Source organism: Arthrobacter sp. JUb119 (assembly GCF_024807995.1).
In the GTDB taxonomy this organism is placed as follows: domain Bacteria; phylum Actinomycetota; class Actinomycetes; order Actinomycetales; family Micrococcaceae; genus Glutamicibacter.
In genome coordinates this window covers 123689-136552 of the sequence record NZ_JANUFE010000001.1, presented here as the reverse complement: position 1 = coordinate 136552, position 12864 = coordinate 123689, and the positions used below count along the sequence as shown (strand labels likewise).

The following is a 12864-nucleotide window of genomic DNA, read 5'->3' as shown; positions in this document are numbered from 1 at the left end:
CCTTCTAGATATATTCACTAGCTGGGGCTCGTATTTAACGAAAAAAATCCCCCAGCACAAAAGTGCTGGGGGATTCTTTTCAGTTCACTAGGGAACTACCTCATCAAGTAGAGACTACTTGGTGATGGTGGTTACCTTGCCCGAACCAACGGTGCGGCCGCCTTCGCGAATTGCGAAGCCGAGGCCCTCTTCCATGGCGATTGGCTGGATCAGCTCAACCGACATTTCGGTGTTGTCGCCAGGCATAACCATTTCGGTGCCCTCTGGGAGGGTGATAACGCCGGTTACGTCGGTGGTGCGGAAGTAGAACTGCGGACGGTAGTTCGAGTAGAACGGGTTGTGACGTCCGCCTTCGTCCTTCGACAGGATGTAGACGTTAGCTTCGAAGTTGGTGTGTGGGGTGATCGAGCCTGGGGCTACGATAACCTGGCCACGCTCAACATCGTCGCGCTTCAGACCGCGAAGCAGCAGACCACAGTTCTCGCCAGCCCATGCTTCGTCGAGCTGCTTGTGGAACATCTCGATACCGGTAACGGTAGTCTTCTGGATTGGGCGGATGCCAACAATCTCAACTTCCGAGTTGATAGCCAGGGTGCCACGCTCGGCGCGACCGGTAACAACGGTACCGCGGCCGGTGATGGTGAAGACGTCTTCAATTGGCATCAGGAATGGCTTGTCGCGGTCGCGAACTGGGTCTGGAATGAAGCTGTCAGCTGCATCCATCAGTTCCTCGATAGCTGCAACCCACTTTGCGTCGCCTTCCAGAGCCTTCAGGCCCGAAACGCGGATCACTGGAGCGTCATCGCCATCGAAGCCCTGCGAGGACAGAAGTTCGCGAACTTCCATCTCCACGAGCTCGAGCAGCTCTTCGTCATCAACCATGTCCGACTTGTTCAGTGCAACCATCAGGGTTGGAACACCAACCTGGCGGGCCAGCAGAACGTGCTCGCGGGTCTGAGCCATCGGGCCATCGGTAGCGGCAACAACGAGGATTGCGCCGTCCATCTGAGCAGCACCGGTGATCATGTTCTTGACATAGTCAGCGTGACCTGGAGCGTCTACGTGTGCGTAGTGGCGCTTCTCGGTCTGGTACTCGATGTGCGAGATGTTGATGGTAATACCGCGCTGGCGCTCTTCCGGTGCCGAGTCGATGTTAGCGAAGTCGCGCTGTTCGTTCAGGTCTGGGTACTTGTCAGCCAGAACCTTGGAGATTGCCGCGGTCAGAGTGGTCTTACCGTGGTCAACGTGACCGATGGTACCAATGTTGACGTGCGGCTTGTTGCGCTCGAACTTTGCCTTTGCCACAAGTTCCTCCTAGAAACATTTACAGAAGACATTCTTCGTCTGCGCGGTTCGCAAACGAACTAGAAATAGTCTACTGGGGGCTTGGATAATTTAGGAAATTCCGGTCCTCTGCGGGGCCTGCATTGTGATGCAAATCCCTCGTTGGCCGTTTGCGGTGCCGGCTCCGTTTTTCAACGGAACCGGCCCGCGATCGGCCACTTCCCCGCTAAGGGGGTCACGGCCAGGTTTTTATACCGAGACGATTACTCGCCGCGGGACTTCTGGATGATCTCGTCGGCAACTGCCTTCGGGACCTCAGAGTAGCTGTCGAAGGTCATCGAGTAAACTGCGCGACCCTGGGTCTTCGAACGCAGGTCACCAATGTAACCGAACATTTCCGACAGTGGCACACCAGCGCGGATGACCTTGACGCCAGCAGCGTCGGACATCTCGCTGATCGAACCACGACGGGAGTTCAGGTCGCCGATAACGTCGCCCATGTACTCTTCCGGGGTACGGACTTCAACAGCCATCAGCGGTTCAAGCAAAACAGGGTTAGCGCGGCGTGCGCCTTCCTTGAATACCTGCGAACCAGCGATCTTGAAGGCCATTTCCGAGGAGTCGACATCGTGGTAAGCACCATCGATGAGGGTAGCCTTGACACCGACCAGTGGGTAGCCTGCGAGGATACCGTACTGCATTGCGTCCTGGATACCAGCGTCAACGGATGGGATGTACTCACGAGGAACACGACCACCGGTCACGGCGTTCTTGAACTCGTAGGTGACGCCGTCAACAACTTCCAGAGGCTCGAACGAGACCTGGACCTTGGCGAACTGACCCGAACCACCGGTCTGCTTCTTGTGGGTGAAGTCAACCTTCTCCACAGCCTTCTTGATGGTTTCGCGGTATGCAACCTGTGGCTTGCCAACGTTTGCTTCCACACGGAATTCGCGCTTCATGCGGTCAACCAGAATGTCCAGGTGAAGCTCACCCATACCGCCAATGACGGTCTGGCCGGTGTCTTCGTTCAGGGACACGGTGAAGGTTGGATCTTCCGCCGACAGCTTCTGGATAGCGGTCGACAGCTTTTCCTGGTCACCCTTGGTCTTTGGTTCGATGGCCACAGAGATCACTGGATCCGGGAAGCTCATCGATTCGAGAACGATTGGGTGGGCTGGATCACATAGGGTGTCACCGGTGGTGGTGGCCTTCAGGCCGATCACAGCGTAGATGTGACCTGCGTGGATCTCGTCTACCGGATTCTCCTTGTTGGAGTGCATCTGGAAGAGCTTGCCTACGCGTTCCTTCTTGCCCTTGGTGGAGTTCAGCAGCTGTGCGCCGGACTCTGCCTTGCCGGAGTAAACGCGGATGAAGTTCAACTGGCCGAAGAACGGGTGAGCGGCGATCTTGAACGCAAGTGCCGAGAACGGTGCGTCCTCCGAAGGCTCGCGGGTCAGCTCAACTTCTTCGTCCTTCGGATCGTGACCGATGGTGGCGCCAACGTCCAGTGGGTTCGGCAGGAAGTCGATGACTGCATCCAGCATTGGCTGAACGCCGCGGTTCTTGAAGGCCGAACCACAGAATACTGGGTAAGCTTCCGAGTTCACGGTCAGCTTGCGGATGCCAGCCTTGAGTTCCTCAACGGAGATTTCTTCACCTTCGAGGTACTTCTCCATGAGCTCTTCGGATGCCTCAGCGACATCTTCAACCAGCTTGGCGCGGTACTCTTCAGCACGCTCAACCAAGTCGGCAGGGATTTCGCGGGTTTCGTAAGCAGCGCCCATGGTGACGTCACCCTTGGAGTCGCCTTCCCAAACGAATGCCTTCATGGACAGCAGGTCAACGACACCGGTGAACTCGGACTCGGAGCCGATTGGCAGCTGCATAACCAGCGGCTTGGCACCAAGGCGCTGGATGATGGTATCTACGGTGAAGTAGAAGTCAGCGCCCAGCTTGTCCATCTTGTTGACGAAGCAGATACGTGGAACGTCGTACTTGTCAGCCTGGCGCCAAACGGTCTCGGACTGAGGCTCAACGCCTTCCTTGCCATCGAAGACGGCAACGGCGCCATCGAGCACGCGCAGCGAGCGCTCCACCTCAACGGTGAAGTCAACGTGGCCCGGGGTGTCGATGATGTTGATCTGGTTCTTGTTCCAGAAGCAGGTAACAGCAGCGGAGGTAATGGTGATACCGCGCTCTTTTTCCTGTTCCATCCAGTCGGTGGTCGAAGCACCGTCGTGGGTTTCACCGAGCTTGTGGTTCACACCCGTGTAGAAAAGGATGCGCTCAGTAGTAGTGGTCTTACCGGCATCGATGTGAGCCATGATGCCGATATTGCGGACCTTGTTAAGGTCAGTAAGCACGTCCTGTGCCACGTTGTCTCCCTATAAGGTGAGGCCGGAATTGCTGGGCATCGGTTGATGCCCAGCTTTTCCGAGCGGTTCTTACCAGCGGTAGTGTGCGAAGGCCTTGTTGGACTCGGCCATCTTGTGAGTGTCTTCGCGACGCTTCACAGCGGCACCCAGACCGTTCGATGCGTCCAGGATCTCGTTCATCAAACGCTCGATCATGGTCTTCTCGCGGCGAGCCTTCGAGTAGCCAACCAGCCAGCGCAGAGCCAGTGCGGTTGCACGGCCTGGCTTGACCTCAACAGGAACCTGGTAGGTAGCGCCACCGACGCGGCGGGAACGAACCTCGAGGGCTGGACGGATGTTGTCCATAGCCTTCTTGAGGGTCGAAACAGCGTCGGCGCCGGACTTTGCTGCGGCACCTTCGAGTGCACCGTAAACAATGCGCTCTGCAGTGGACTTCTTGCCGTCTACGAGAACCTTGTTGATCAGCTGGGTGACCAATGGGGATTCGAAGACTGGATCAGAAACTAGTGGGCGCTTTGGCGCCGGACCCTTACGAGGCATTACTTACCATCCTTCTTTGCACCGTAGCGGGAACGAGCCTGCTTACGATCCTTCACACCCTGGGTATCCAGAGCACCACGAACAATCTTGTAGCGAACACCTGGAAGGTCCTTTACACGACCACCGCGAACGAGCACGATGGAGTGTTCCTGCAGGTTGTGTCCGACACCTGGAATGTAAGCGGTCACTTCGACGCCACCGGCAAGGCGCACACGTGCGACCTTACGCAGAGCCGAGTTTGGCTTCTTCGGGGTGGTGGTGTACACACGGGTGCACACGCCACGGCGCATTGGGTTGCCCTTAAGGGCAGGGGCCTTGGTCTTGACGACCTTAGGCGAGCGGCCCTTGCGGACCAGCTGCTGAATAGTAGGCACTTTCGTGTCCTTCCATTGTCTAAGTTCTTCGGCAACACGACGAAAACGCCTAAGCCTAGAAAAGTTTTAGCGCTTCGCAATGTAGCTAGCTGCTTGCTTTACCGCGCACTCAGAATCAAAAGTCCCTAGGCGTGCGAAAGTGTGGCATTCGTTGCGCAACCTACCCGCAACCCGGACGGAGTCCATTTTGCCACACATAAAACAATTGATCTCAGTCTAGCATTAATCCACCGAGCCACCATGTACAGTAAGCTATCTCACCGACCAGGCCACTCTTGGCCCCCGCCGCCATCGAGACGGTTTGGGTAGTGACCACGATATCGACCCCAGCTGAACGCCACGGGACCGCCAGATGAAAACCACCTGAATCCGCGGATGTCCGCTGCCGGCTTGCCAGCGGATCCGCATCAAGGCGAATACTAGTTCCTAAATCTCCCAGTGGATTCATCGACTACTATTTTCACCCCGTGTTGCGCGCAGGCCCCGGAACGCAGACCACTGGGAACTGTGGCGGTTAAACGCCCAATGCCTGCCCGCACAGTGTGCGGGCAGGCATTGGGTCAAACTACCTTACGGTGACAGTGCTCCCGGTTTAGCGGAAGTCCGAGCCGTGGTCGTAGTCGTCCATCGAGATGGCACGGAATTCAGGCGACAGCCCGCCTTCCAGCGCATCGTCGTACAGGCCCGAAGAGAAGGCCGAGGTGCCGGTGAACAAAGTTGCCTTTGCTTCATCGGTTGGCTCGACGTTGACCTGGGTGTAGCGATCCAGACCGGTACCGGCCGGGATCAGCTTACCGATGATCACGTTTTCCTTCAGACCGCGCAGTGGATCTTCCTTGCCTTCCATCGCAGCCTGGGTCAGGACGCGAGTGGTTTCCTGGAAGGAAGCAGCCGACAGCCACGAATCGGTGGCCAGCGATGCCTTGGTGATGCCCATCAGCTCGTCACGGCCGGCAGCTGGACGCTGGCCTTCCGAAACGGCCTTGCGGTTCGCAGCGGTGAAGCGCGAACGATCGGCCAACTCGCCTGGCAGCAAGTCGGTCTCGCCGGACTCGATGACGGTGACGCGGCGCAGCATCTGGCGGACGATGACTTCCACGTGCTTATCGTGGATGCCTACACCCTGGGACTGGTACACATCCTGGACCTCGCGGACCAGGAACTTCTGTGCCTCACGTGGGCCGAGGACTCGAAGAACCTGCTTCGGATCCAAGGTACCGCTGGTGAGCTGGGTGCCGGCAACGATGCTTTCGCCCTCTTCAACCAACAGGCGAGCACGGCGCAGAACCGGGTAGGCCTGCTTCTCGTCGCCGTTGTCTGGAGTAACTACAACACGCAGCTGCTTCTCGTCGTCTTCAATCGACACGCGACCGGCAACCTCGGACATCGGAGCCACACCCTTAGGGGTACGGGCTTCGAACAGTTCCTGGATACGAGGCAGACCCTGGGTGATATCGTCAGCCGACGCTACACCACCGGTGTGGAAGGTACGCATGGTCAGCTGGGTACCAGGCTCGCCGATGGACTGCGCGGCGATAATGCCAACAGCCTCGCCGATGTCCACGGTCTTGCCGCTGGCCAGCGAACGCCCGTAGCACAGAGCACAGGTTCCAACAGCCGAGTCGCAGGTCAGCACGGAGCGAACGCGGATTTCATCCACGCCTGCAGCGTACAGCTCGTCGATCAGCACGTCGCCGACATCCGAACCGGCGGTAGCCAGCACGGTGCCTTCAGCGTTCTTGACGTCGGTAGCCAGCGTACGGGTGTATGCCGAGTTCTCCACGGTCTCGTGCTTGACGCGGATGCCGGCAGAGTTATCTGCAATGGCAACGGTCAAGCCGCGCTTGGTGCCGCAGTCCTCTTCGCGAACGATAACATCCTGCGAAACGTCCACCAGACGACGGGTCAGGTAACCCGAGTTAGCGGTCTTCAGCGCGGTATCCGCCAGGCCCTTACGGGCACCGTGGGTCGCGATGAAGTACTCCAGAACCGACAGGCCTTCACGGTAGGAAGACTTGATCGGGCGAGGAATAATTTCACCCTTAGGGTTGGACACCAGACCACGGATACCCGCGATCTGACGCAATTGCAGGTAGTTACCACGAGCCTTGGAAGTCACCATTCGGTTAATGGTGTTCAGCTCTTCCATGCCGTTCTTCATTGCCTCGGCAACCTCGTCGGTAGCCTTGGTCCAGATGTCGATCAGGTCCTGGCGGCGCTCGGTATCTGCAATCAGGCCCTTGTCGTAGGAAGCCTGGACCTTGGCGGCCTTTACCTCGTAAGGAGCCAAGATGGCTGCCTTATCCATGTTCGAGGTAATGTCCGAGATCGCCACGGTGACACCCGAGCGGGTCGACCAGTAGAAACCGGCGTCCTTCAGGTTATCCAGGGTAGCTGCGGCAATGATCTTCGGGTAGCGCTCTGCCAGATCGTTGACGATCTCCGAGAGCGCATCCTTGCCCGCTACGGTGGCTACCCATGGGTAGTCCGCAGGCAGGGTGTCGTTGAACAGCACCTGGCCAAGCGAGGTATCCAGCAATGCCGGGGTACCTGGCTCCCAGCCCTCAGGGGCTGGCTGGTCTGCGGAAGGAACGAAGTTCTCCACGCGGACCTTGATCGGTGCGTTCAGGTGCAGTTCGCCCAGATCCTTGGCCATGATGGCCTCGGATACGGTAGCGAACACGCGGCCGGCGCCCTTTTCGGTTGCACGCTTGGTGGTCAAGTGGTGCAATCCGATGATCATATCCTGCGAAGGCTGTGCCACTGGGCGGCCATCGGAAGGCTTCAAGATGTTGTGCGAGGACAGCATCAAGATACGGGCTTCAGCCTGTGCTTCAGGGCTCAGCGGCAGGTGAACTGCCATCTGGTCACCGTCGAAGTCAGCGTTGAACGCGCCGCAAACCAATGGGTGCAGCTGCAGGGCCTTGCCTTCGATCAGCTGTGGTTCGAAGGCCTGGATACCCAAGCGGTGCAGGGTAGGTGCACGGTTGAGCAGTACCGGGTGCTCGGTGATGATCTCTTCGAGAACATCCCAAACCTGCGGGCGGTAACGCTCGACCATGCGCTTAGCCGACTTGATGTTCTGTGCGTGGTTGAGGTCAACCAGGCGCTTCATCACGAAAGGCTTGAACAGCTCCAGGGCCATCTGCTTTGGCAGACCGCACTGGTGCAGCTTCAGCTGCGGGCCGACAACGATGACCGAACGGCCCGAGTAGTCAACGCGCTTGCCCAGCAGGTTCTGGCGGAAACGACCCTGCTTGCCCTTGAGCATGTCGCTCAGGGACTTCAGCGGGCGGTTGCCTGGACCGGTCACCGGACGGCCACGACGGCCGTTATCGAACAGCGAGTCAACAGCTTCCTGCATCATGCGCTTTTCGTTGTTCACGATGATCTCTGGCGCACCGAGATCAAGCAGGCGCTTGAGGCGGTTGTTGCGGTTGATCACGCGGCGGTACAGGTCGTTCAGATCCGAGGTAGCGAATCGGCCACCGTCGAGCTGGACCATCGGGCGCAGTTCTGGCGGGATCACCGGAACGGCGTCAAGGACCATGCCCTTAGGCGAGTTGCCGTTGACAAGGAACGCGTTGACGACCTTCAGGCGCTTGAGCGCACGAGCCTTCTTCTGGCCCTTGCCGTTTTCGATGATGGTCTTCAGCTCTTCAGCTTCAGCCGCCAGATCGAAGTTCTCAAGGCGCTTCTGGATAGCTTCTGCACCCATGGAGCCTTCGAAGAACAGTCCGTACTTCTCACGCATGGTGCGGTACAGGCCTTCGTCGCCTTCGAGGTCGGCGACCTTCAGGTTCTTGAAGCGCTCCCAGACCGCACGCAGGCGCTCGGCTTCGGCCTTGGCGCGCTTGTCGATCTGCAGAACAGTCTTCTCGGCCAAGGTGCGGGCCTTGTTCAGCTCGGCATTCTTGGCGCCGTCAGCTTCCATGCGCTCCAGCTCGGCTTCCAGGTCGGCTGCAACAGCCTTCTTGTCAGCTTCCGAGTTGTTCGCAAGGTTGCGCAGTTCCAGGTCGTGCTGGGCCTGCAGGTTAGGCATTTCGGCGTGGCGGCGTGCTTCGTCGACACCGGTGATCATGTAGGCAGCGAAGTAGATGACCTTTTCGAGGTCCTTCGGAGCCAGATCGAGCAGGTAGCCCAAGCGCGATGGAACGCCCTTGAAGTACCAGATGTGGGTCACAGGAGCTGCCAGCTCGATGTGGCCCATGCGCTCACGGCGTACGTTCGCGCGGGTCACCTCGACGCCGCAACGCTCGCAGATGATGCCCTTGAAGCGCACGCGCTTGTACTTGCCGCAGTAGCATTCCCAGTCGCGGGAAGGGCCGAAGATCTTTTCGCAGAAAAGACCGTCCTTCTCCGGCTTCAGGGTGCGGTAGTTAATGGTTTCCGGCTTCTTGACCTCGCCGTAGCTCCATCCACGGATTTCATCCGCGGTGGCAAGGTTGATTCGCATGAGGCCGAATGAGGAATCGCTGGACATATGGTCCTTTTCTCTCTTCTGTGGTGTCTGAAGTCGATACGAATGAGGGTGGGAATTTGCCGCCGCTGCCTGCAGGTCCTGCAGGCAGGGCGCCAGATTACACTTCCTCTACGGAGTTCGGCTCCGACCGTGAAAGGTCGATGCCCAGCTCTTCAGCGGCGCGGAACGATTCCTCGTCCGACTCACGCATTTCGATAGTGTTGCCGTCGGTACCGAGTACCTCGACGTTCAAGCACAGCGACTGCATTTCCTTGATGAGCACCTTGAACGATTCTGGAACACCAGGCTCTGGAACGTTCTCGCCCTTGACGATAGCTTCGTAGACCTTCACGCGGCCGTGGATATCATCCGACTTGATGGTCAGGATTTCCTGCAGCGTGTAAGCGGCACCGTATGCTTCCAGTGCCCAAACTTCCATCTCGCCGAAGCGCTGGCCACCGAACTGGGCCTTACCGCCCAGTGGCTGCTGGGTGATCATGGAGTATGGACCGGTGGAACGGGCGTGGATCTTGTCGTCCACCAGGTGGTGGAGCTTCAAGATGTACATGTAGCCCACGGAAACCGGATCCGGCAGCGGGTCGCCGGAGCGGCCGTCGAACAGCTTCGCCTTGCCGGAGTTGCCAATCAGGCGCACACCGTCACGGGTCTTGCTGGTCGAATCCAGGATGCCGCGGATTTCCTCTTCGGAAGCGCCATCGAAGACCGGGGTTGCCACGGTGGTGGAACCGGACTCGCGTGGCAGGTTCGGCAGATCGCGGACCCATTCAGGCTCGCCTTCGATCTTCCAGCCCTGCTTGGCAGCCCAACCCAGGTGGATTTCCATAACCTGGCCGACGTTCATACGACCTGGCACACCTAGCGGGTTCAGGATGACATCCAGCGGGGTGCCGTCTTCCAGGAATGGCATGTCTTCCAGCGGCATGATGCGCGAGATGACACCCTTGTTACCGTGGCGACCTGCGAGCTTGTCGCCGATCGAGATCTTGCGCTTCTGGGCAACGTAGACGCGGACCAGCTGGTTGACACCAGGGGAAAGGTCATCGTCGTTGTCGCGGTCGAAGATGCGAACACCAATGACGGTGCCGGACTCGCCGTGCGGAACCTTCAGCGAGGTGTCGCGCACTTCGCGCGACTTCTCACCGAAGATGGCACGCAGCAGGCGCTCTTCCGGGGTCAGTTCGGTCTCGCCCTTAGGGGTGACACGGCCTACCAGCACGTCGCCGGCCTCGACCTCGGCACCGATGTAGACGATGCCGCGGTCATCGAGCTGGGAGAGGATGTCTTCCGAGACATTCGGGATGTCGCGGGTGATTTCCTCGGCACCGAGCTTGGTGTCGCGGGCATCGACTTCGTGCTCTTCGATGTGAATCGAGGTGAGTACGTCGTCGAAGATCATGCGCTGGGAGAGGATGATCGCATCCTCGTAGTTGTAGCCTTCCCAGGACATGAATGCCACGAGCAGGTTCTTGCCCAGCGAGAGCTCGCCGGAGTCGGTCGAAGGACCGTCAGCGATGATCGACTGGTATTCCAGGCGGTCGCCTTCGGACACGCGAACGCGCTGGTTGTAGGCGTTGCCCTGGTTCGAGCGGGCGAACTTCATGATCGGGTACATCGACTCGGTGCCGTCATCGTTCATGACGACAACCAGGTCAGCAGATACCTCGGTGACCACGCCTGGCTTGGCGGCGACAACGGAGTCGCCGGCGTCAACCGCGGCGAACTTCTCCATGCCGGTACCCACCAGCGGACGCTCGGACTTCAGCAGCGGCACAGCCTGGCGCTGCATGTTGGCGCCCATCAGTGCGCGGTTGGCATCGTCGTGCTCGAGGAATGGAATCAGCGCGGTTGCCACCGAAACCATCTGGCGCGGCGAAACGTCCATGAAGGTCACTTCAGCGGAATCGACGATGACAGGCTCGCCGCCACCGCCCTTTTCGCGAACCAGAACGGTCTCTTCAACGAAGCGGCCGTTCTCATCCAGAGGCGCGTTGGCCTGTGCGATGTAGTGCTGCAGCTCGTCATCGGCGGTCAGGTAGTCGACCTCGTTGGACACGACGCCATTGGCGACGCGGCGGTACGGGGTTTCGATGAAGCCGAAGGAGTTGATGCGTCCGTAGGTAGCCAACGAACCGATCAGGCCGATGTTCGGGCCTTCCGGGGTTTCAATTGGGCACATGCGTCCGTAGTGGGACGGGTGGACGTCTCGTACTTCCATGCCTGCGCGGTCACGGGACAGGCCGCCCGGGCCCAGAGCCGACAAGCGGCGCTTGTGGGTCAGGCCGGCCAGCGGGTTGTTCTGGTCCATGAACTGCGAAAGCTGCGAGGTTCCGAAGAACTCCTTGATGGCAGCCACAACAGGGCGGATGTTGATCAGGGTCTGCGGGGTGATCGCCTCGACGTCCTGGGTGGTCATGCGCTCGCGCACAACACGCTCCATGCGGGACAGGCCGGTGCGGACCTGGTTCTCGATCAGTTCGCCCACGGCGCGGATGCGGCGGTTGCCGAAGTGGTCGATGTCGTCGACGTTGACAGGAACGTCAACGATCTCGCCCTTGCGGGTGCCCTGAACAGTCTTCTCACCTGCGTGCAGCGCAACGAGGTAGCGGATCATCGCTACCAGGTCGTCCAGCGAGAGCACCGAAGCGTTCTCGGCGTTGACCGGAGTCTCCACGCCCAGCTTGCGGTTGATCTTGTAGCGGCCAACCTTTGCCAGGTCGTAGCGCTTAGGCTCGAAGTACATGTTCTTCAGCAGTGCCTGGGCGGCCTCAACCGTAGGAGGCTCGCCTGGACGCAGCTTGCGGTAGATGTCCAGCAAGGCTTCGTTCTGATCCTTGATGCTGTCCTTTTCCAAGGTTGCGCGCATCGAATCGTACTGGCCGAACTCGGACAGGATCTGCTCTTCGCTCCAGCCAAGGGCCTTGAGCAAGACGGTGACCGACTGCTTGCGCTTGCGATCAAGGCGTACGCCGATCTGGTCGCGCTTGTCGATTTCCAGCTCGAACCATGCACCACGCGATGGGATGATACGTGCCGAGAAGATCGTCTTGTCACTGGTCTTGTCCGGCGTGGACTCGAAGTACGCACCTGGGGAGCGAACCAGCTGGGACACAACGACACGCTCGGTGCCGTTGATGATGAAGGTGCCCTTTTCGCTCATCAGCGGGAAATCGCCCATGAACACGGTCTGCTGCTTGATTTCGCCGGTTTCATTGTTCATGAATTCGGCCTTGACATACAGCGGTGCCGCGTAGGTGGCGTCGCGGTCCTTGCACTCTGCGATCGAGTACTTAGGATCAGCGAACTCCGGATCCGAGAAGCTCAAGGACATGGTGTCCTGGAAGTCCTCGATTGGGGAGATTTCCTCGAAGATTTCTGCCAGGCCCGAGGTGTTGGGCACGCTGAAGTCACCAGCGGCTTCTGCCTTGGCCAGGCGCTCTACCCAGTTCTGGTTGCCGACGAGGCGGTCAAAGCTCTCGGTCTGCAATGCCAGCAGGTTAGGCACTTCAAGGGGTTCGTGAATCTTTGCAAAAGAAAGTCGGCCAGCGTATGCAGCATCGCGAGCCGAACTAGCGGTTTGGTTGTTAGGGTTGCTCGAGGCGACCAAGATGGATCCTTCCAAAGACCGTCAGGTTTCCGAACGCTTACCGTGCTAAGGTTCCTGCCATAGGACAGTTCCTCTTTTTTCGTCCGCACGAACCCACCGCTATATGAAGGCCGCGCGCGCAAACAGCAAGGCGCAAATTTCTACTCTACCGGAGGAAAATCCGGTTGTCGATACTCGGTGCAGAAATTCGTGCTATAGTTT

At 58.9% G+C, this 12864-nt stretch carries 6 protein-coding genes; all 6 read right to left on the bottom strand.

Annotated features, from left to right (window positions below; translation table 11 throughout):
• Positions 1-114: 114 nt before the first annotated feature.
• A complete protein-coding gene (tuf, locus tag M2368_RS00665; RefSeq protein WP_105657666.1) occupies positions 115-1305 on the bottom strand; it encodes an elongation factor Tu in 1191 nt (396 codons plus the stop codon).
• Between the two features lie 242 nt (positions 1306-1547).
• Positions 1548-3662 (bottom strand): elongation factor G, encoded by a 2115-nt coding sequence (fusA, locus tag M2368_RS00660; RefSeq protein ID WP_105657667.1) that lies wholly within the window; start codon positions 3660-3662, stop codon positions 1548-1550.
• Positions 3663-3731: 69 nt separating this feature from the next.
• Positions 3732-4202 (bottom strand): 30S ribosomal protein S7, encoded by a 471-nt coding sequence (gene rpsG / locus M2368_RS00655; protein WP_096256908.1) that lies wholly within the window; start codon positions 4200-4202, stop codon positions 3732-3734.
• Positions 4202-4576, bottom strand: a complete 375-nt coding sequence (gene rpsL / locus M2368_RS00650) for a 30S ribosomal protein S12 (protein ID WP_013349694.1) — start codon at positions 4574-4576, stop codon at positions 4202-4204. Before rpsL ends, rpsG begins: the two co-directional genes overlap by 1 nt.
• Before the next feature lie 592 nt (positions 4577-5168).
• A complete protein-coding gene (locus M2368_RS00645) occupies positions 5169-9059 on the bottom strand; it encodes a DNA-directed RNA polymerase subunit beta' (RefSeq protein ID WP_105657668.1) in 3891 nt (1296 codons plus the stop codon).
• Positions 9060-9156: 97 nt separating this feature from the next.
• Positions 9157-12663, bottom strand: a complete 3507-nt coding sequence (gene rpoB, locus M2368_RS00640; RefSeq protein WP_105657689.1) for a DNA-directed RNA polymerase subunit beta — start codon at positions 12661-12663, stop codon at positions 9157-9159.
• Between the last annotated feature and the right edge of the window lie 201 nt (positions 12664-12864).